Annotated in this window: 16 protein-coding genes; 7 read left to right on the top strand and 9 right to left on the bottom strand. The window is 73.7% G+C overall.

The window, feature by feature from the left end; translation table 11 throughout:
* Positions 1-57: 57 nt before the first annotated feature.
* The 3 genes from D7231_RS28715 to D7231_RS28705 form a co-directional block, all read right to left on the bottom strand.
* Positions 58-783, bottom strand: coding sequence for a response regulator (locus D7231_RS28715; RefSeq protein WP_120758538.1), 726 nt, complete (start codon positions 781-783; stop codon positions 58-60).
* 183 nt (positions 784-966) lie between these two features.
* A complete protein-coding gene (locus tag D7231_RS28710; protein WP_479685689.1) occupies positions 967-2295 on the bottom strand; it encodes a sensor histidine kinase in 1329 nt (442 codons plus the stop codon).
* Between the two features lie 26 nt (positions 2296-2321).
* Positions 2322-4430, bottom strand: a complete 2109-nt coding sequence (locus D7231_RS28705) for an MMPL family transporter (protein WP_120758475.1) — start codon at positions 4428-4430, stop codon at positions 2322-2324.
* 303 nt (positions 4431-4733) lie between these two features.
* Between D7231_RS28705 and D7231_RS28700 the strand changes: the two genes are divergently transcribed.
* The 3 genes from D7231_RS28700 (at position 4734) to D7231_RS28690 (ending at position 7815) form a co-directional block, all read left to right on the top strand.
* Positions 4734-5654 (top strand): DMT family transporter, encoded by a 921-nt coding sequence (locus tag D7231_RS28700; protein WP_120758474.1) that lies wholly within the window; start codon positions 4734-4736, stop codon positions 5652-5654.
* Between the two features lie 155 nt (positions 5655-5809).
* Entirely contained in the window at positions 5810-6301 is a 492-nt protein-coding gene (locus tag D7231_RS28695; protein WP_194959381.1) for an inorganic diphosphatase, read from the top strand.
* 47 nt (positions 6302-6348) lie between these two features.
* Positions 6349-7815 (top strand): hypothetical protein, encoded by a 1467-nt coding sequence (locus D7231_RS28690; protein ID WP_241999967.1) that lies wholly within the window; start codon positions 6349-6351, stop codon positions 7813-7815.
* A 103-nt stretch (positions 7816-7918) separates the two neighbouring features.
* On the opposite strand, the gene ssgD is transcribed toward D7231_RS28690, so the two are convergent.
* Positions 7919-8332: a spore wall synthesis regulator SsgD gene (ssgD, locus tag D7231_RS28685; protein WP_120758471.1), complete on the bottom strand. Its 414-nt coding sequence runs from the start codon at positions 8330-8332 to the stop codon at positions 7919-7921.
* 246 nt (positions 8333-8578) lie between these two features.
* Positions 8579-9784 (bottom strand): sensor histidine kinase, encoded by a 1206-nt coding sequence (locus D7231_RS28680; RefSeq protein ID WP_120758470.1) that lies wholly within the window; start codon positions 9782-9784, stop codon positions 8579-8581.
* 288 nt (positions 9785-10072) lie between these two features.
* On the opposite strand from D7231_RS28680, the gene D7231_RS28675 reads away from it, so the two are divergent.
* The gene (locus D7231_RS28675) at positions 10073-11155 is read left to right on the top strand and encodes a WD40/YVTN/BNR-like repeat-containing protein (RefSeq protein WP_120758469.1); all 1083 of its coding nucleotides are present in this window, start codon (positions 10073-10075) and stop codon (positions 11153-11155) included.
* Between the two features lie 24 nt (positions 11156-11179).
* On the opposite strand, the gene D7231_RS28670 is transcribed toward D7231_RS28675, so the two are convergent.
* Positions 11180-11479 (bottom strand): YciI family protein, encoded by a 300-nt coding sequence (locus tag D7231_RS28670; RefSeq protein WP_120758468.1) that lies wholly within the window; start codon positions 11477-11479, stop codon positions 11180-11182.
* Between the two features lie 38 nt (positions 11480-11517).
* On the opposite strand from D7231_RS28670, the gene D7231_RS28665 reads away from it, so the two are divergent.
* Positions 11518-12231, top strand: coding sequence for an endonuclease V (locus D7231_RS28665; RefSeq protein WP_120758467.1), 714 nt, complete (start codon positions 11518-11520; stop codon positions 12229-12231).
* 76 nt (positions 12232-12307) lie between these two features.
* On the opposite strand, the gene D7231_RS28660 is transcribed toward D7231_RS28665, so the two are convergent.
* Positions 12308-14266 carry a Xaa-Pro dipeptidyl-peptidase gene (locus D7231_RS28660; RefSeq protein WP_241999966.1) on the bottom strand — a complete coding sequence of 653 codons (1959 nt, stop codon included), beginning with the start codon at positions 14264-14266 and terminating at the stop codon, positions 12308-12310.
* Between the two features lie 187 nt (positions 14267-14453).
* Here D7231_RS28660 and D7231_RS28655 point away from each other — a divergent pair, with 187 nt between their 5' ends.
* Together D7231_RS28655 and D7231_RS28650 are read left to right on the top strand one after the other, a co-directional pair.
* Positions 14454-15965 carry a M1 family metallopeptidase gene (locus D7231_RS28655; RefSeq protein WP_120758466.1) on the top strand — a complete coding sequence of 504 codons (1512 nt, stop codon included), beginning with the start codon at positions 14454-14456 and terminating at the stop codon, positions 15963-15965.
* Between the two features lie 123 nt (positions 15966-16088).
* Complete coding sequence (locus D7231_RS28650; RefSeq protein ID WP_120758465.1) at positions 16089-16853, top strand: MerR family transcriptional regulator; 765 nt, start codon at positions 16089-16091, stop codon at positions 16851-16853.
* Between the two features lie 22 nt (positions 16854-16875).
* On the opposite strand, the gene D7231_RS28645 is transcribed toward D7231_RS28650, so the two are convergent.
* The gene (locus tag D7231_RS28645) at positions 16876-19050 is read right to left on the bottom strand and encodes a 3-hydroxyacyl-CoA dehydrogenase NAD-binding domain-containing protein (protein ID WP_120758531.1); all 2175 of its coding nucleotides are present in this window, start codon (positions 19048-19050) and stop codon (positions 16876-16878) included.
* A 100-nt stretch (positions 19051-19150) separates the two neighbouring features.
* Entirely contained in the window at positions 19151-20365 is a 1215-nt protein-coding gene (locus tag D7231_RS28640) for an acetyl-CoA C-acetyltransferase (RefSeq protein ID WP_120758464.1), read from the bottom strand.
* Between the last annotated feature and the right edge of the window lie 93 nt (positions 20366-20458).

Below are 20458 nucleotides of genomic sequence, written 5' to 3'. Positions count from 1 at the left end.
GGGCGCCCCGGTCGGCAGCACGGCGTAGGTGAAGTGCCCGATTTCTTCAGCCCGGCTTCAGGAAGGGCGGACGCCGTTCCCCGGAGCGCCGCCCGGTGCCGAGCCCGGCGACACCAGGCCCGCCTCGTACGCCGCGATGACCAGCTGCACCCGGTCGCGGGCGCACAACTTGCCCATGATGCGGCTGACATGGGTCTTGGCGGTCAGGGGGCTGAGCCCCAGCACGTCGCCCACCTCGGCGTTGTTCAGGCCCCGGGCCACCAGGGTCAGCACCTGGCGCTCGCGCACCGACAGCACCGCCAGGCCGTTCGTGACGAAGCTCGCCGGGATGTCCGCCCGCGGCGCCCGCAGCACCCGGGCGATCAGCCGCGAGGTCGGGCCGGGCGAGAGCAGCGCCTCCCCGGCGGCGATGGTCCTGATCGCCTCCAGGAGCGCCGCCGGGCGGGTGTCCTTCACCAGGAACCCCGAGGCGCCCGCCCGCAGCGCGTCGATGACGTATTCATCGGTGTCGTACGTCGTCAGGACGAGCACTTTCACGCCCGCCATGTCCTCGTCGGCGGCGATGCGCTGGGTCGCCTCGATGCCGTCCAGATCCGGCATCCGGATGTCCATCACCACCAGGTCGGCGCGGGCGGTGCGGGCCAGCTCGACGGCCTGCCGGCCCGTGCCCGCCTCGCCCACGACCTCCATGTCCGGGGCGGTGTCCACCAGCATGGCGAAGGCGGAGCGGACGAGCCGCTGGTCGTCGGCGAGCAGGACCCGGATCGGCTGCTGCGTGCTCATCGGCGGGCCCTCCCCCCACGGGAGCACGGTGCCGCCGGACTCGGTGCTGCTGTCATCGGCCATCCTTCGGGTGGGGACCCGCGCCCCGCGGGGAGGCGGGTCGTTTCGGCGCGGGTCGTTCCGCTGGTGCGCACACGCGTCGGTGCGCGGGGGAGGGTCTCATCAAGGAACTCATCGAGGGGCTCACCGGAGGGCTGCCCCGTCCGCGGGTGCGGTCGGCAGGACGGCGGAGACCGCGAACCCGGCGCCGCCCGGCCGCGGGCCGGCCTGCAACCCGCCGCCGACGCTGCGGGCGCGCTCGCGCATCCCGACGATGCCGTAACCGCCGGTGCCGTTCGGCTCGTTCCCCGGCACGGCAGCCCGCACCGGCGCCTCCGCGCCGCCGTCGTCGAGCACGGTGACCCGCAGGGCGCCGTCGCCCTCGCCGCGCGCCACCGTCACCCAGACGCGGACCGCGGGCCCGCCGTGGCGGACCGCATTGGTGAGCGCCTCCTGCACGATACGGTACGCGGCGGCCCCGACCGCCGGGGCCAGCACGGCAGTTGCGGCGGCGTCCGCGGCGGATCCGTTGAGCTCCATAGCCTGTCCGTTGTGCTCCACGGCCTGTCCGTTGCGCTCCGCCACCGTCTCCACCGGGCCGCCCAGGTGCACCTTCAGGCTCACCCGCGCGCCCGCCGCCTCCGCGGCCCGCGCCAGATCGGGCAGCCCGTCGAGGCCCGGCAGCGGCCCGTACGCCGCCGAATCGTTCCCGCGGAGCACCTCCAGCGTCGCGCGCAGCTCGGAGCGGGCGTCCCGGCACGTGTCGGCGATGCCGTCCAGCGCCTTGGCGAGCGCCGTGCGGTCCAGCCGCTCGGGGTCGGCGACCAGGACGTGGGCCGCGACCGCGGTCTGCACGCCGATCAGGGTGATGCTGTGGGCCAGCAGGTCGTGGAGGTCGCGCGCGATGTGCACGCGCTCCTCCGCGACCCTGCGCGCCGCCTCCCGCTCGCGCGTGCGCTCGGCGCGCTCCGCACGCTCCACGATCGCCCCGACGTAGTTGCGGTGCAGGCGCACCGCCTCCCCGATCAGGACGACGTCGGCGATCCAGCCCGCGCTCACCAGCGTCGGCAGGATCTCGTGGCCCTTGCCCAGGGCCAGCATCACGGCCGTCGCCACGCCGTAGATGCCGCCCAGGGTCAGGAAGCTGCGCCGCGGCGGCCCCACCACGGCGAGCGTGCACAGCGCCACCAGACCCGCCGGCAGCACCGCCGCCCGCGGGTAACCGGACAGGTAGAACGGGCCGTTCATGCAGGCCACCGCGAGCACCGTGAGCCACGGCGCCCGGCGCCGCGCCGTCAGTGACAGCGCGGCGCCGGTGAGGAGGGCCCAGCCCGGGAGATCCAGCGACCGCCGTGAGGTGACGACGAACAGCACGCTCTGCACGGCGAGCACGGTCAGCGCTATGCCGAAGTCCTGGAGCAGAACGCTGCGGCGGCCGATCGCGTGCCGCGGCAGCAGCAGTCGTGCGATCAAGGGGGTAACCGGGTCCCGGGACGGCATCACGATTCCATGGAACCCCGGGAGAGCTTCCCGGGCCACCACATCCACCTCTTCAGCAACAGGCTTGCAGAGGTGACCAGATAGGTACGGACCAGGAAGGTGTCCAGCAGCACGCCGACCGCGATGATGAAGCCCATCTCGACCAGCGCCACCAGCGGCAGCGTCGCCAGCACGGCGAACGTGGCCGCCAGCACCACGCCCGCGGACGTGATGACCCCGCCCGTCGTGCGCAGCGCCGTGAGCGCCGCCTCCTCCGGCCCCGCCCCCTTCAGCCGCTCCTCACGCGCCCGGTGCATCAGGAAGATGCCGTAGTCCACGCCGAGCGCGATGAGGAAGACGAACGTCAGCAGCGGCAGGCTCGGATCGAGCCCGTCGTAGCCGAGCACCGGCCCGAACACCAGGCCGCTGAGCCCCATCGCCGCGCCCCACGAGGCGATCACCGCGAGCACGAGCACCGCCGCCGCCACCAGGCTGCGCAGCAGCGCGATCAGCACGACCATCACCGCGACCAGCACCAGCGGGATCACCTTGCGGCGGTCGTCGGCGTTGGTGGTGTCGAGGTCCATCTGCTGTGCCGTGGGGCCGCCGACGATCGCCTGGGCGCCCTTGATGTCGTGCACCGCACCGCGCAGCGCGCTGATCGTCTTCTTCTCGCCGGCCGACTCGGGCTTCGCCACGGCGAACACCTGGAGTTCGGTGCGCTCCTCGCCGCTGCGGCCCGGCTGCACCGTGGCCACGCCCTTCGTGCCCTTGACGGCCTTCTCCACCTCGGCCGCCTGCGGGGTACGCGTCACCACCGTGATCGGCAGGCTGCTGGCGTCGGGGAACGCCTTCCCGACCGTGGTCATCGCGGTGACCGAGTCGGGCTTGTTGAGGAACGCGTCCTCCTGCTTCAGCGCGCCCGGCAGCTTCACCGCGCCGACCGACAGGGCGACGAGCGCCGCGACGCCGCACAGCAGCACCAGGGCCGGGCGGCGGGCCGCGGAGTTACCCATCGCCGCGAACAGCGAACGCCGCTGCACGGCCTCGGTCCCGTACACCGGCACGATCGGCCAGAACACGCGCCGGCCCAGCAGCACCAGCACCGCGGGCAGCAGCGTCATCATGGCCGTCAGCGCGCAGAAGACGCCCACCGCGCCGACCGGGCCCAGGCCGCTGCTGCTGTTGAGGTCCGCCGCCATCAGGCACATGAGGCCCGCCACGACCGTGCCGGACGAGGCGAGGACGGCCGCGCCGCAGCCGCGGATCGCGGACCGCATCGCGTCGTAGGGCCGCTCGATGTGGCGCAGCTCCTCGCGGTAGCGGGCCACCAGCAGCAGGGCGTAGTCGGTGCCCGCGCCGAAGATGAGCACCGTCATCACGGACGTGCTCATCGTGGTCACCGTCAGGTCGAACGCCTTGATCAGCCCGTAGACGCCGGCCATCGCGGCCGAGGCCGCCACACCGACCACTCCCAGCGGCACCAGCCACAGGAACGGGCTGCGGTAGATGAGGATCAGCAGGACCGCCACGACGCCCGCGGTGCCCAGCAGCAGGACGCCGTCGATGGACTGGAAGACCTCGTTCTGATCGGACATCAGGGCGACCTGCCCGCCGACCTCGGCCTTCAGCCCCTCGGGCTTGTCCTCCTTGACGATGTCCCGGATCCCGTCGACCGCCTTGCCCTGCGCGGCGGTGTCCTCCAGGCCGCTCACCGACAGCGCCGTCATCGACGTGGCGCCGTCCTTGGACACGACGGTGGGCGCCTTGTCGCCGCCGCGCACCTCGTAGCGTCCCGCGATCTTCTTCAGGTGCTCCTGCGCCGCCTTGGTGTCGGCGGGCCGCAGCCCGCCGTCGCGGTGGTAGACCAGCAGCGCGTCGGAGGTGTTGCCGCCCGGCAGTTTTTGCAGCAGGTGCTCGACCCGGGTGGACTCGGCGCTGGCCGGCAGGTAGTCCACGGGGCGGTCCCGTGCGGCGCCGCTGAGCTTTTCCGCGAAGGGCGCCGTGACCGCCAGGACCACGATCCAGAAGGCGATCACCACCCACGGCAGGGCGCGGCGCCCCGACCGTCCTTCGCCGGCCGGTCGCGACCGGTCTTCCTTCTGCTGCGTGTCCGCCGCCGGGGCCATGGTGCTCGCCGCCTCCTCGAAGCCGGAATTCGCTGACCCTTCCAGGATTCCGGCACGAAGTGCCCGGGGCGTCGGCCCGCAGACCGAAGCGGAAGTTAATCCGCCGGGTGCAACGGGGCGGTTGCTACTCCCGCGGGAGTAACCACGGGCGGCAGCGCGCCGGCTGCTCGTGGCGACGGGCGCCGACCGCCGGTGACCTGCTCCGCCCGTACATCTCAGGTATCCCGTACTCCGCTGGTAGGAGGCGCGGATCCGTCCCCCGGTACGACGACGGATCCGCCGCGGCGAGGCATCGTGGAGAGTATGAATGCGCTCCTGCTGCCCGTCCTGCTCTGCCTGGTGTCGGCAGTGGCGTACGCGGGCGCGGCCATCGTGCAGGAGCGCGTCGCCGCCACGACGGCGGACGGCTCCTGCGGCCCGCTGCGGCGGCCCGGCTGGTGGGGCGCGGTCGCCCTGACCGGGCTCGGCGCCGGGCTGCACGTCGTGGCGCTCGCGTACGGACCGCTGAGCCTCGTCCAGCCGCTGGGCGCGCTCACGATCGTCTTCGCGCTGCCCATGGCGGCGGCGTTCGCCCGCAGATCCGTCGGCCCGGCCGGATGGCGCGGCGCCCTCCTCGCGACCGCCGGCCTCGCCGGGCTCCTGACCCTCACCCGGCCGCCGCACGCCGAAACCCTCGACGCCGCGCAACGCCCCCTCCTCGCGGCCGCGGTGCTGGCCGCCGCCGCGGTCCTGGCGCTCGGCGCGCGCTGGGCGCGGCGGGCCGTCGTCCGGGGAGTGGCGCTGGCCGCGGCCGCCGGCGCCGCGTTCGGCATGGGTTCCGTCTTCACCAAGGCCGCCGCGCAGGACTGGACCTCGCACAGGACGGGCTCCCTCGTCTTCACGCTTCTCGCCATCGCCGTCCTCGCCTCGGCGGGCATGCTGCTGTCCCAGGCGTCCTACCGCGGGGCGGGCCTGGCCGCGCCGCTCGCCACGGTGACGATCGTGAACCCCGTGGTCGCCGCGGTCGCCGGAATGACGGTGCTCGGCGAAACCTTTCGCTACGGGGTGCCGGGCGGCCTCCTCGCGGCCCTGGCCGGCGGGCTCGCCACGGCGGGCGTGGTGACCTTGAGCCGCCTCACCCCGGACCGCGCCGAACGGGAAACCACGATCGCGGTGCGAGGCCGCACGAGGGTGCCGGGGCCGCGGCGCTGCCTGACGCACGCGGGGGCGGCGGAGCCGGAGTAGCCACGGGGGACTCAAGGGCCCGGGCGGGCGTCTGCCGGACGCCGCGGCGCCGCGCCGCAGTCTGTGAGCGCCCTCGGTGAGGAGGTATGGCCACCCCGCCGGAAGCGCGACACGATGGGGCCCGTCGCCCGGCCGACCCCCTCCGGAGGTGCCCCGTGGAGTTCGACGTCGTCGTGGAGATCCCGCAAGGCAGCCGCAACAAATACGAGATGGACCACGACCGCGGCCGCATCCGGCTGGACCGGCTGCTGTTCACCTCGACCCGCTACCCCGCCGACTACGGCTACATCGAGCGGACCCTCGGCGCGGACGGCGAGCCCCTCGACGCCCTCGTCCTCGCGGGCGAGCCCACGTTCCCGGGCGTCGTCATCCGCTGCCGGGCCATCGGGATGTTCCGCATGCGCGACGAGCAGGGCGAGGACGACAAGGTGCTGTGCGTGCCCGCGGGCGACCCCCGACACGAGCACGTCAGGGACCTGCGGCACGTTCCGCAGTTCGACCGGCTGGAGATCCAGCACTTCTTCGAGGTGTACAAAGAGCTCGAACCCGGCAAGTCCGTGGACGACGGAGCCCGCTGGGCCGACCGCGCCGCCGCGGAGAAGGAGATCGCCGCGTCGTACGAGAGGGCGTCCGCGGCCCGCCCGTAGCCGGACGCGGGAGAGGCGCTCACAGCATGATGCGGTAGAAGAGGGCCATGCGCCGCACCGTTTGGCCCCTCGCCGCCGTGGCCGCCGCCTACGCCGTGCTGCAACTGTGCTACGCCGTCGCGCACATGGACCTCGGCTGGGACGAGAGCGTCTACCTCTCCCAGGTCGACCCGCGCACCCCGGCGGCGTACTTCAGCGCCCCGCGTTCGCGCGGCATCAGCTTCCTCGCCGCACCGGTCGTGGCACTCACCGCGTCCACCACCGCCCTGCGCGTGACGCTGGTGCTGCTGTCATCGGCAGCCCTGTACGGGGCGTTCGCGGTCTGGCGGCCCCTGCTCGGCAGGGGCCGCACGGCGCTCGCGGCGGCCCTGTTCGCCGGGCTGTGGATCACCGTCCTCAGCGGGCCCGAGGTGATGCCGAACCTCTGGATCGCCCTCGCCGCCGTCGCCGCGACCGGCTTCTTCCTGCGCGCCCGCGCCCGCGGCGGCGCCGGCAGCCGGAGCACCGAGGGCCGTACCCTCGCCGGCCTCGCCGCCACCCTCGCCGCTGCCGCGCTCCTCCGCGCCCCGGACGCCGTCTGGCTCGCCCTGCCCCTGCTCCTGACCTGCGCGACCGTACGGGCCTGGCGCCGCCTCCGCGTCGTCGCGGCCGTCCTCGGCGGACTCGCGGCGGGCGGCGCGCAGTGGGCCGTGGAGGCGTACGTCCGCTTCGGCGGCATCGCGCGGCGCCTCGCCGACTCCAGCGACACGGAGGGCGGCATGGGCGCGCACCTCGGCGCGGGCCTGACCGCCGCCCGCCGCAGCCTCAACGGCCCCCAGCTGTGCCGCCCTTGCCGCATCGCGAACCCGTCCGTCACGCACTCGCTGTGGTGGCTGCTGCTCCCCGTCCTGGTGGCGGCGGCCTGCGCCCTGGCCCTGCGGAAGGGGCGGGCGGGAGGCGGCGAGCGGAAGGACACGCGGGCCGCCGTCCTGCTCCCCGTCGCCTGCGCGCTCTCCCTCGCCGCCCCGTACCTGCTCCTCCTCGACTACTCCGCGCCCCGCTTCCTGCTCCCCGCCTACGCCCTGCTCGCCCTGCCCGTGGCGGACCTCGCGGCCCGCGCACCGGCCGCCTTCCGCGCCGGGCCGCGGCGGTGGGCGGTGGCCGCGGCGCTGTGCGCCGTCCTCGCCGCCCACCTCTCGGTGCAGCTCAAGGAGCTGCGCGTCAACACCGCCGACGCCCGGGACACCGCCGTCCGCTACCAGCGCGCCGCCGAGGGCCTGCGGCGCCTCGGCCTGTCCGCACCGTGCACGGTCACGGGCCCCCGGGCGCAGCCCATCGCCTACGCGGCGGGCTGCGCCTCCGCCCAGACCATGGGCAACAACCGCTCGACGACGGAAGCCGCCCTGGCCCGCACCGCACGCCGCATGCCCATGGCCGTCCTCTACGACCCGGCAGACGCCTACCTCCCGCCGTACGCCCGCACCTGGCACCCCCACGAGCTCCGCGGGACAGGCTGGATCGCGTACGTACCGTGATGCGTACGTCCACGTGCTCGTACCGCTGATGTTGTACGCACCCCTGAGTTGTACGTACCCCTGACGCGTACGTTCCCTGACGCCCCTCCGCCGGCGTCAGGCGTCACGCGTCCCGCAGCAGCGCCGCCAGGTCTCCCTCCACGTCCAAGTGCCCGCCCTCGCTGCCGGCCGGCACCAGCGCGTAGGAGCGGGCGAGGAAGCGCCGCAGCTCGGACGTGTCGATCTGCACCATGGCCACGCCCTCGACGGCGTGGAACTCCAGCACCGTGCGGTCCGGCCCGCACGGCCACACGTGCACGTCACCGCCCCCGGTCGGCGCGATCAGGCCGCAGGCGAGCGTCTCGCGGGCGAAGACCCACGCCACGTCGGCCCCGTCGAGGGAGGCCGCGGCGGGGAAGCCGATGTGCACGGCGAAGGGATCGGAGGGTTCGTAGCGCAACTGCGCGGGGACGGCGCGGTCCTGCGGGGCCGACGCAATGAGCCGTGCCTGGACAGCCTGGTCGATGACAGTGGACAACGCGTGCTCCCTCGCGATCGCTGTGACGTGATGCGGTTCGTTGCGGTGGTGCGGGGCCTTGCGGTGGTGCGGTTCTCCTGCCGGCCGGTCCCGGAGGGGCCGCCCACCGGAGAGACGCCGTCAGGAGAGACGGCGGTTCGATCGCTGCAGTGCACATGATTTGAGCGTGACCTGCGTCACGTCCCTTGGATTGGGCAAGACAACTGCCGTATCAGCCATCAAATCTCTGCTCGACAGCCGCTTTGTTCACTGTTGCACCGGCAGAACCGCCAGCACTTCCCAGCCACCGCCCGGGACGGGCCCCGCCGTCAGGGACCCGCCGATCGCGTCCGCCCGCTCCGTCAGCCCGACCAGACCCAGCCCGCCGGTGTCCTCCGGCGCGCACTGCGCCGGCTGCCCCGCGGGCCCGTCGTCGCGCACCGACACGAACAGGCTCCGCTCGGCCTCGCGCAGCGTCACGCGCACCGCCGACGCGCCCGGGCTGTGCTTCGCCACGTTGGCCAGCCCCTCGGCGACGATCCGGTGCACGGACGCGGCCAGCTCCGGGGGCAGCCCGGCGCCGAAGCCGGGGTCGACGTGCAGGTCGACCCGTACGGGCCCCTGACCCGTGCTGCGGAAGTCGTCGACCAGCTCGCGCACCCCGTCCAGGCCGGGCAGCGGCGCGCGGTGGGGCGCGTCCTGGTGCAGGACGCGCAGCAGCCGCCGGGCCGAGGTCAGCGCCTCGTCGCCCGCCGTCTGGATGTCCCGCAGGGACGCGGCGACCCGCTCGTCCTCGGCGACGGAGCCGGTGGCCTTGGCGAGCAGGGTCATCGCGGCGACGTGGTGGGCGACGAAGTCGTGCAGCTCGCCGGCCAGCTCCAGGCGCTCCGCGTCGCGCGCGGCGGCCACGGCCAGGGCGCGCTCGGCGTCCCGGTAGCGCAGGCACAGGCCCGCCGACGTCACCCCGGCGACGATGAGGGCGTAGACGACGACGGCCGTGCCCGGCACGTTCGTGTCGCGCACCGGGGCCACCAGGACCCCGGCCGCCAGGGCGACGCCAGCCGGCACGGCGGCCGGCACGGGCGCCCGCCACGCCACGACGGCGAGCAGGACGAGCAGGGCGGCGCTCTCCGTCAGCCCCCAGACGGGCAGGTGCAGACCGGCCGCCATCAGATACCCGGTCGCCGACCAGGACACGCCCACGGCCGCCGCGGCCCGCAGGGCGAGGGGCGCCCAGGGCAGCACGCACAGGGCGACCAGCAGCCCGGCGATCCACACCACGAGGTGGGCGTGATGGCCACCGGTCTGTCCCGGGTAAACCGCCCCCCGGGACAGCAGCCGCCCCTCCAGCAACCACAGCCCGCACAGCCCGGCCAGCAGCCATCCCCGGGCCCGGCGCCGCCGGCCCGGGGGAACGGCACGGTCGGCCCGGGCGGCGTGGTCGGGGGCGAGCAGCACGGATGTCGGCGTCATGCGCTTCACGCTAGGCGCGGCAGGGGGACCGGCGGATCGCCCGTACAGCCACTCCGGCCCGGCCGAAAGGATGAACGTTGGACGACTGGGGCGGTGTGGATCTCACGGCTGCGGGAAGTCCGGCACCGCAGGTCAGCGGCGTTCGCGCCGAGACGACGCGAGCCGTGGCCGAGTGAGAGCCGCGCCGCGGCCGGACGTGCCCCCGGCGCCGGCCGGCGGTGCCGGACTTCCCCGGAGCCGGGCGCAGCCCACCCCGTGCTAGCTTGCCCGGTCATGAGACGGACGTTGATGACGTTACGCACCCTCGCCGCCGCCCTGTGCGGCACCGCACTCGCCCTCGCGGGCACCGCCACCACCCCCGCCCGAGCCGCCGGCAAGGCCCCCGCCTGGGAGAGCCGGGACAGCGGCACTGACGCCCGCTTCCGGGGGCTCGCGGCCGTCAGCCGGTCTACCGCCTGGGCCGCAGGCACGAAGGGCACCGTCCTGCTCACCCGCAACGGCGGACGCACCTGGCGAAACGTCTCCCCACCCGGCGCCGCCGCCCTCGAATTCCGCGACGTGGAGGCGTTCGACGCCCGCCGCGCCGTCGTCCTGGCCATCGGCGAGGGCGAAGCCTCCCGGGTCTTCCGCACGGACGACGGCGGCACCACCTGGACGGAGACGTTCCGTAACGCCGACCCGAAGGCGTTCTACGACTGCCTGACCTTCTTCGACGCCCGCCACGGCATCGCGCTCGGCGACCCCGTGGACGGCAGGTTCCGCATCCTCGCGACCGGCGACGGCGGCCGCAGCTGGCGCGTCCTGCCCGCCGCCGGCATGCCGGCGGCGCTCCCCGGCGAGGCGGCGTTCGCGGCGAGCGGCCAGTGCGTGGTGACCGAAGGCCGGGCCGGAGGCCGCGACGCCTGGATCGCCACGGGCGGCGCCGCGTCGTCCCGCGTCCTGCACTCCGCCGACCGCGGCCGCACCTGGACCGCCGTCGACGCCCCCGTACCGGCCGGCGACCCCGCGCGCGGCGTCTTCGGCCTGGCCTTCCGCGACCGGGCGCACGGGCTGGCCGTCGGCGGCGACTACCGCGCCGGGCAGCCCTCGGAGCGCGCCGCGGCCGCCAGCGGCGACGGCGGCGCGACCTGGACGACGGCCGCCCGCCCGCCGGGCGGCTACCGCTCCGGCGTCGCCTGGCTGCCCCGCAGCCGCACCACGGCGCTCGCCGTCGGCCCGACGGGCAGCGACGTCACCACGGACGGCGGCCGCACCTGGCGCGGCTTCGACGCCGGCTCGTACGACACCGTGGACTGCGCACCGGACGGCGGCTGCTGGGCCGCGGGGGAGAAGGGGCGGACCGCCCGGCTCGCCGCACGCCCGGAACGGTAGCCACCGCCCCGGCGGCAGCCGGGGTCAGGACGGCAGTTCCTGCCGGTACTCCTCCAGCGCGGGGGCCGTCTTCGTCGGGATGAACTCGGTGATCGTGTACTCGCACACGCCCGCCACGGTGAACGGGTCGCTCTTCGTGATCTCCTCGATCTTCTCCCGGTCGTCCCCGAGGGCGAGGATGATGCCGCCGTCGCGCGGCACCTTGCGCCCGGAGGCGATGAAGACCCCCGACGCGTAGTGCGCGTCCAGCCAGGCCACGTGCTCGGGAAGGGCGGCGTCGATGCGCTCGATCGGCGCGATGTAGGTCAGCTCCAGTACGAACATGATCGCCAGCCTACGGGCCGGGTACGGTGGGCCGCACAATGAGCGCTGAAGAACCGGCAGAACCGGCGTCCGTACCGCCCGGCTGGCCCACGACCGAGGCGGAAGCGGCCGCCCTCCAGGACGAGTTGCGCGGCCGCGTCGTCCTCGGCGAACCCGGGCCGCCGCCCGGCGAGCCCCTCGTGGCCGTCGGCGTCGACGTCGCCTACGACGACGAGCGGGACGTCGTCGTGGCCGCCGCCGTCGCCCTGGACACGGCCACCCTGCGCGTCGTGGAGGAGGCGACCGTGGTCGGCCGGGTGGCCTTCCCGTACGTCCCCGGGCTGCTCGCCTTCCGCGAGATCCCCACCGTGCTCGCGGCTCTGGACCGCCTCGGCGTCACCCCCGGCCTGGTCGTCTGCGACGGCTACGGGCTCGCCCACCCCCGCCGCTTCGGCCTCGCCAGCCACCTCGGCGTCGTCACGGGCCTGCCCACGATCGGCGTCGCCAAGACCCCCTTCACCTTCCGCTACGACGCCCCCGGACCTCACCGCGGCGACACCTCGCCCCTCCTCGACGGCGACGAGGAAGTGGGCCGCGCCCTGCGCACCCGGCCCGGCGTCAAACCGGTGTTCGTCTCGGTCGGCCACCGCACGACCCTCGACAACGCCGTCGCCCACACCCTCGCCCTGGCCCCCGCCTACCGCCTCCCGGAGACGACACGAGCCGCGGACGCCCTGTGCCGCCGCGCCTTGAAGGGGCTGGTGGCGGGCTGAAAGAGCCTGCCGGCCGTCTCGCGGAGGGTTACCGGGCGGGCCGGTTCTCCGGCCCGCCCGGACGTTCCTTCAGCGCCTACGGCACATGCGCCGGCGACGGCACCTCCAGCCCCCGCGGCGTCGCGGACTGCGTGCGGGAGCCGCCCGACGTGGCGCGGGCGAAGGCCCGGTAGCCGCCGACGAGCGGCAGGTTCGCCGAGGTGTCACTGAGGTCCACCGTGACGTGCGGGGTGGTGGAGGCGGGTTCGATGAGGCCCGCGTCCGTGCCGGCGACGATCAGGGCCAGGCGGTGGCCCGCCGGGACGACGTGGTCGGTGGCGGCGAGGCCGAGCGTCATCGTGTAGGGCTCGCCGGGGGTCAGGGGGCCGCCCTTGCCCGACCCGTCCCAGTGGCCGAGGTCGGCCCAGCCGCGGCTGAAGACCGTGTGGCCGACCTGGGCCGTGGCCGCCTCGGTGCGCTTGTAGCAAGCGCTGTCACCGGTGTTGCCGCTGCCCCAGCAGGTGCGGTCGGCCAGGGTGCGGATGCCCTCGCCGGCGGCCGCGTAGTCGCGGATGCCGGCCGGCCCCAGGTCCACGAGAACGGCGGACAACCGGGCCGAGGTGGTGGACGGAGTGACCGTCAGGCTCACCGCGGACGAGCCGGAGAGCCGCAGGTCGCGGCTGAGCGGCGGGGTGATGAAGCCGGCCTTGCCGGGCGTGGGCTTGTCGATGTCCGCGGCCCAGTCGCTCTCGCTCAGCTTCGGGTCGTCGGTGAACGCGGCGGTGGCGCCCTGCGGCGCGGGCGTCAGGCCGAGCGTGCCGACGCCCGCGACGGTCCCGGCGCCCGGGCGCAGCGTGGTCGTACGGGTGCCGGCCGGCGGCCAGGCGCGGTCGGTGGACCACTGGTCGGGGGCGCGCTCGACGTCGGCCATGGGCTCGCGCTCGATGCCGTTGTCGTAGCCGAGGAGGTAGTGGTCGAACCAGCGGTGGAGGGTGGGCACCCAGGCCTCGCGGCGGAAGTCGAAGGGGTCGACGTGGCCGGTCTGGGAGAGCCAGACCTTGCGCTCGACGCCGTTCTCCGCGAGGGCGTCCCACCACTGGCCGAAGTGCTTGGTCCGTACATTGAGGTCCTGCATGCCGTGGACGGCGAAGACGCTGGCGCGCACGTTCCCGGCGTCCTTGACGTAGTCACGGTCCTGCCAGAGCGGTGTCCGGTCGCCGTTGCGCGGGGCGCCCTCGACGAGCGCGCGCTGTACGGCCTGGCAGCGGCCGCGCGCCGCGGGGCTTTCGATGCCGTCGGACAGGCGGTCGGGGCCGCCGTCGTAGAGGGCCGCGCCCTGGGCGAAGTAGTAGTCGTACCAGGAGCTGATGGCGCCGATGGGGACGATGGTCTTCAGGCCTTCGACGCCCGTCGCGGCGACGCCGTTGGCGATGGTGCCGTCGTAGCTCTTGCCGATCATTCCCACGGCCCCGGTGGTCCAGCCGGCCGTGACCGCGTCGGGCCCGCCGCGTGTGGAATAGCCGCGTGCCCGGCCGTTCAGCCAGTCGACGACGGCCTTGGCGGACTCGATGTCGGACCGGCCGCCGATGTCGACGCACCCGTCGGAGCGGTTGGTCCCCGCGAGGTCGACGAGGACCACGGCATAGCCGCGCGGTACGAAGTAGTTGTCGTAGTACAGCGGGAACTGGACCGGTCGTCCTTGCGCGTCGTACGTCTTCTTCTGGCTCTCGTTGCCGCGGCCGCAGCACGAGTAGTACGGGCTCGCGTCCATGATGACGGGGACGCGCTTGCCCTGCTCCGCCGCCTCCCGCGGCCGGATGATGTCCACGGCGACCCGGTCGGTCCGGCCGTCGCCGTCGGAGTCGACGCGGGTGTCGACCCAGACGGATTCGCGGACGGCGCGGTCGTAGGAGTAGACCGGTGCGCTCTCCCCGCGGCGCGCCGGGGCGGCCTGTGCGCCGTCCGGCGGCGACACGAGAACCGTCAACAGGGCGGCCACGGCCGCCAGTACGAGTGATGTCCAGGGTATGCGGGCAGCCCGCCGGTGTCTGATCACGGCCGGACCGTAGCGCCGCCGGGGCCGGAAACAGAAGGGGTGACGACGACTTCAGGAGTTGACGGCCGTCCCGCCTCGTGACGCAGGTATGTCGATCACATGTCGGAAGGCGCCATGGACATTCCCCCGTGGTTGGTGAGTACATAGGCTTCGAGTGATCGTTCTCCTCTACGAGTTGGAGTGACTCGTGCGTCAGAGACTCATCGTTCCGAGCACGGCCGCTGCCGCCTTCCTGCTGCTCGCGGTCCCGGCCTCGGCGGCGGACGCCACGCCCGGCGCCCCGGGTGTCGGGGACTCGTACTACCCCGACTCCGGCAACGGCGGCTACGACGTCTCCCACTACGACCTGCGGCTGAAGTACCAGCCGAAGACGGACCGGCTGGAGGGCACGGCGACCCTGCTCGCGACCCCCACCCAGGCGCTGTCCCGGTTCAACCTCGACTTCACGCTCGACGTGAGCGAGGTGCTCGTCAACGGCAAGAAGGCCGCCCACAAGCAGTCGGGCGCCCACGAGCTGGAGATCACCCCTGCCGGGCCGCTGGAGAAGGGCAAGCCCGTCAGCGTCGTGGTCCGCTACAGCGGCGTCCCCTCCGCCGTGAAGGTCAATGGCTACTCGGCGTGGAAGCGCACCCCCGACGGCGGTGTCATCGCCCAGGAACCGGAGTCGGCGGCCTGGTGGTTCCCCAGCAACGATCACCCCACCGACAAGGCCACTTACGACATCTCCGTGTCCGTACCGGACGACGTCCAGGCCATCAGCAACGGCGTGCTCGCCTCCCAGACCTCCAAGCTCGGCTGGACGCGCTACAACTGGCGCTCCACCAAGCCCCAGGCCAGCTATCTGACGACCCTCGCCGTCGGCAAGTTCGACATCACCACGGACACGACCGCGAGCGGCCTGCCCGTCGTCAACGCCTACAGCAAGGACCTCGGCGACAACCTCTCCTCCGCCAAGGCCAGCATCGAGCGCACCGCGGAGATCACCGACTGGGAGAGCACGGTCTTCGGGCCGTACCCCTTCACCGCCGTCGGCGGGTACGTGCCGAACGTGACGTCCTCCTACGCCCTGGAGACCCAGACCCGGCCCTTCTACAGCCCCTCGTCGTTCGCGAACGGCGCCAACCAGTCGGTCGTCGTGCACGAGCTCGCCCACCAGTGGTTCGGCGACAGCGTCTCCGTCAAGGACTGGCGCGACATCTGGGTGAACGAGGGCTTCGCCACGTACGCCCAGTGGCTGTGGTCGGAGAAGGAGGGCGAGGGCACGGCCCAGGAGCTCGCCGAGTACATCTACAACAGCGTCCCCGCCGAGAACGACTTCTGGAAGGTCAAGCCCGGTGACCCGGGCGCGGACCGGCAGTTCGACCGCGCCGTCTACAACCGCGGGGCCGTCGCCCTCCAGGCGCTGCGCAACACCGTCGGGGACAAGGCGTTCTTCTCGATCCTCAAGCAGTGGCCGGCGGAGAAGCGCTACGGCAACGCCTCCGTGCAGGACTTCGTGAAGTTCGCCGAGAAGGCCACCGGCAAGCAGCTCGCCCCGCTCTTCGACACCTGGCTGTTCCAGCCGTCGAAGCCGGCCACGCTGCCGGCTCCGGCCGCGGACGGCAAGGCCGCGAAGGCGAAGAAGTCCGTGACCTCCGGTCTCATTCCGCCCAAGTCCTGGAAGCAGATCCAGGACGCGGAGCGCGCCCACCGGCACTGACCGCTCCGGCGGCCCGCCCCGTGCACGAGGCGCGGGGCGGGCCGCCGCCGGTTTCACAGCGGCGGTGGCACAGCAATACTGTTCGACACCGACGGGTGCGGAACAGAGAGCGAGGTGCCGCCCATGGCCACGGAAGCGGAGACGGGGACCGGGACGGGTGCGGAGACCGGGACCGGGACGGAGACCGGTGAACCGGCCCTGACGGTGGACGAGCTGGCCGCCCGGGCCGGGGTGACCGTCCGGACCGTGCGCTTCTACAGCACCCGCGGGCTGCTGCCCCCGCCCGAGCTCGGCCCCCGCCGGGTCGGGCGCTACGGGCCCGGCCACCTCTCCCGGCTCGCCCTCATCGAGGAACTCCAGCGCCAGGGCCTCACCCTCGCCGCCATCGAGCGCTACCTGAACCGGCTGCCCGAGGGCCTCAGCGCCCAGGACCTGGCCATCCACCGCGCCCTCGTGACCTCCTGGATGCCGGACGAGGCCGAGGACACGAGCCGGGAGGAGCTGGAGCGGCGGGCGGGCCGCGCCCTGACCGAGGAGGACGTCGACCGGCTCGCCGCGATGAACGTCCTGGAACGGGACGGCTCCGGCGGCGGCTTCCGGGTCGACCCCGGCCTCCTCCACCTGGGCGTCCGGCTGCTGGACGTGCCGATCGCCCCGGAGGCGATCCTCGCCGCGCGGACGGTGCTGCTGGAGCACGCCCGCGCCACCGCGCGGGAGCTGTCGCGGCTCTTCCGCGACGAGGTGGAGACGCGCACGCCGGACGTCGCGGCGATGAAGTCGCTGTCGGCCCACATGCAGCCGCTCGTCGTCCAGGCGCTGGTCACCGCCTTCCAGCGCTCCCTGAACGACGAGCTGCGCACGGCCTACGAGGACGCGGAGCGGGGCTGACGAACGGCGGCTGCCGGGACGGCTAGAACCGCTCCCCCCGCTCCGCCTTCTCCAGCAGCAGAGCCGAAGGCTCGAACCGCTCGCCGTACGTCGCCGCGAGCTCCCGCGCGCGGGTCACGAAGCCCGCCGGACCGCCCTCGTAACCGTTGATGTACTGCAAGGCGCCGCCCGTCCAGCCGGGGAAGCCGATGCCGAGGATCGAGCCGATGTTGGCGTCCGCGACGGACGTCAGGACGCCCTCCTCCAGGCAGCGGACCGTGTCCAGCGCCTCCGAGAACAGCATCCGCTCCTTCATGTCCTCGAAGGGGACGGCCGCGTCCTCGCGCGTGAAGTGCTCGCGCAGCCCCGGCCACAGCCCGGCCCGCTTGCCGTCCGCGTAGTCGTAGAAGCCGGCGCCGCCGCTGCGGCCCGTGCGGCCGAACTCCTCGACCATGCGGTCGATGACCGCGTCCGCGGGGTGCGGCGTCCACGTCCCGCCGTCGGCCTCCACGGCGCGCCGCGTCTCCTCGCGGATCTTCCGCGGCAGGGTGAAGGTCAGCTCGTCCATGAGGGAGAGCACCTTCGCCGGGTACCCGGCCTGCGCGGCGGCCTGCTCGACCGAGGCCGGGTCGGCGCCCTCGCCGACCATGGCCACGCCCTCGTTGATGAACCGGCCGATGACGCGCGAGGTGAAGAAGCCGCGCGAGTCGTTGACGACGATGGGCGTCTTACGGATCTGCCGCACGAGGTCGAAGGCGCGGGCGAGCGCCTCGTCGCCGGTCCGCTCGCCCTTGATGATCTCGACGAGCGGCATCTTGTCGACGGGCGAGAAGAAGTGCAGGCCCACGAAGTCCGCGGGCCGCTCGACGCCCTCCGCGAGGACGGTGATGGGCAGCGTGGAGGTGTTGGAGCACAGCAGCGCGTCGGGCGCGACGACCTGCTGGACCTCCTGGAAGACCTTCTGCTTGAGCGCGGTGTCCTCGAAGACCGCCTCGATGACGGCGTCGCAGCCGGCGAGGGCGGCCACGTCCGCGGTGGGGGTGATGCGGGCGAGCAGGGCGTCCCGCTTCTCCTCCGTGGTGCGGCCCCTGGCGAGCGCCTTGGCCAGCAGGCCCTCGGAGTAGGCCTTGCCCTTGCGCGCGGCCTCCTCCGACACGTCCTTGAGGACGACCTCGATGCCGGCCTTGGCGCAGGCGTAGGCGATGCCCGCGCCCATCATGCCGGCGCCGAGGACGGCGACCTTCCGCACCTGGCGGGGGGCGACGCCGTCCGGGCGGCTCGCACCGGAGTTGACGGCCTGGAGGTCGAAGAAGAACGCCTGGATCATGTTCTTCGAGGTGCGGCCGGTGACGAGCTCGGTGAAGTAGCGGGCCTCGATGACCTGCGCGGTCTCGAAGTCGACCTGGGAGCCCTCGACCGCGGCGGCCAGGATGTTGCGCGGCGCCGGGTAGGGGGCGCCGCCGAGCTGCTTGCGCAGGCTCGCCGGGAAGGCCGGCAGGTTCGCGGCGAAGCGGGGGCTCGCCGGCGTACCACCGGGGATCTTGTAGCCCTTGACGTTCCAGGGCTGCTGCGACGCCGGGTGCGCGTCGATGAAGGCCCCGGCCTTGGCCAGGAGTTCGTCCCGGTCGGCGGCCACCTCGTGGACGAGACCCGCCTCCAGGGCGCGCCGCGCGTCGTACTGCGTGCCCTGGAGCAGCACCTTGAGCAGGGCGTCGGTGATGCCGAGGAGCCGTACCGTACGGGTGACGCCGCCGCCTCCGGGCAGCAGGCCGAGGGTGACCTCGGGGAGGCCGATCTTCGTGCCGGGGGTGTCCAGGGCGATGCGGTGGTGGCAGGCGAGCGCGATCTCGTAGCCGCCGCCGAGGGCCGCGCCGTTGACGGCGGCGACGACGGGCACGCCGAGGGTCTCGATGCGGCGCAGGTCGCGCTTGATGACCATGCTGCCCTCGAAGACGCGCTGCGCGTCGGCGGGGGTCGCGGCGATCAGCTCGCGCAGGTCGCCGCCGGCGAAGAAGCTCTTCTTCGCCGAGGTGAAGATGACGCCGCGCACGGACGCCGGGTCCGCCCGGAGCTCCGCCTCCAGGCGGTCGGCGACCGCCGTGAGGGAGGCCTTGAATGCCTCGCTCATGGTGTTGGCGGACTGCTCGGGGTCGTCCAGGACGAGGGTGACGACGCCGTCGTCGCTCCGCTCCCAGCGGATGGTGCTGCGCTCGCTCATGTGGATGCTCTCCATGGGGGTGTGTCGTCAGTCGCCGGACTGGTGGGATGGGGGGCCGGGCCGGGGGCCGGCACGTCTTGTGACCGGCCTCGGGGGGGGGCTAGACCCGTTCGACTACGGTCGCGATGCCCATGCCGCCGCCCACGCAGAGGGTGACCAGGCCGTACTGCTTGTCCTGGCGTTCGAGCTCGTCGATGACGGTGCCGAGCAGGATGGCGCCGGTGGCCCCGAGCGGGTGGCCGAGCGCGATGGCGCCGCCGTTGACGTTGATCCGGTCGAGGCCGATGCCCATCTCGCGGGCGAAGTGCAGCACCACGGCCGAGAAGGCCTCGTTGACCTCGATGAGGTCGATGTCGTCGATGGTCAGGCCCGCCTTGGCGAGCGCCTTGCGGGTGGCGGGGGCCGGGCCGGTGAGCATGATGGTGGGGTCGGAGCCGGAGACGGCCGCGGAGACGATGCGGGCGCGCGGGGTCAGGCCGTAGCGCTCGCCCGTCTCGCGGTTGCCGATGGCGACGAGGGAGGCGCCGTCGACGATGCCGGAGGAGTTGCCGGCGTGGTGCACGTGGTCGATCTTCTCGACCCAGTGGTACTGCTGGAGGGCCACGGCGTCGAAGCCGCCCGCTTCGCCGATCGCGGCGAAGGAGGGCTTGAGCCCGGCGAGGGTCTCGACGGTGGTGCCGGGGCGGGGGTGCTCGTCCCGGTCGAGGACGACGAGGCCGTTGCGGTCGCGCACGGGGACGACGGAGCGGTCGAAGCGGCCGGCCTTCCAGGCGGCGGCCGCGTTCTCCTGCGAGCGGGCGGCGAAGGCGTCCACGTCGGTGCGGGTGAAGCCGCCGAGGGTCGCGATGAGGTCGGCGCCGATGCCCTGGGGCACGAAGTTGACGTCGATGTTGGTCATGGGGTCGTTGAACCAGGCGCCGCCGTCGGAGCCCATCGGCACCCGCGACATCGACTCCACGCCGCCGGCGAGGACGAGGTCCTCCCAGCCGGAGCGGACCTTGGCGGCGGCCATGTTGACGGCCTCCAGGCCCGAGGCACAGAAGCGGTTCTCCTGGACGCCGGCCACGGTGTCGGGCAGCCCGGCGGCGATGGCCGCGATCCGGGCGATGTCCGAGCCCTGGTCGCCCAGGGGGCTCACGACGCCGAGCACGACGTCGTCGATCGCGGCCGGGTCGAGGCCGGGCAGGCGGCGCCGCAGCTCGTGGATGAGGCCGACGACGAGGTCGACGGGCTTGGTGCCGTGCAGGGCGCCGTTGGCCTTGCCACGGCCGCGCGGGGTGCGGATCGCCTCGTATACGTACGCTTCGGTGCTCAAGGTCGTGGGCCTTTCGGGGCGGGGGCGGGCTGTGGCGGGCTGCCGGTGGGTTGCCGGCGGGCGGATCAGGAGGGCGGCGGAACAGGAGGGCGG

Origin of the sequence: Streptomyces klenkii (genome assembly GCF_003626645.1) — a bacterium.
In the GTDB taxonomy this organism is placed as follows: domain Bacteria; phylum Actinomycetota; class Actinomycetes; order Streptomycetales; family Streptomycetaceae; genus Streptomyces; species Streptomyces klenkii.
The sequence above is the reverse complement of the archived record's forward strand: the minus strand, read 5'-3'. Positions and strand labels throughout refer to the sequence as shown.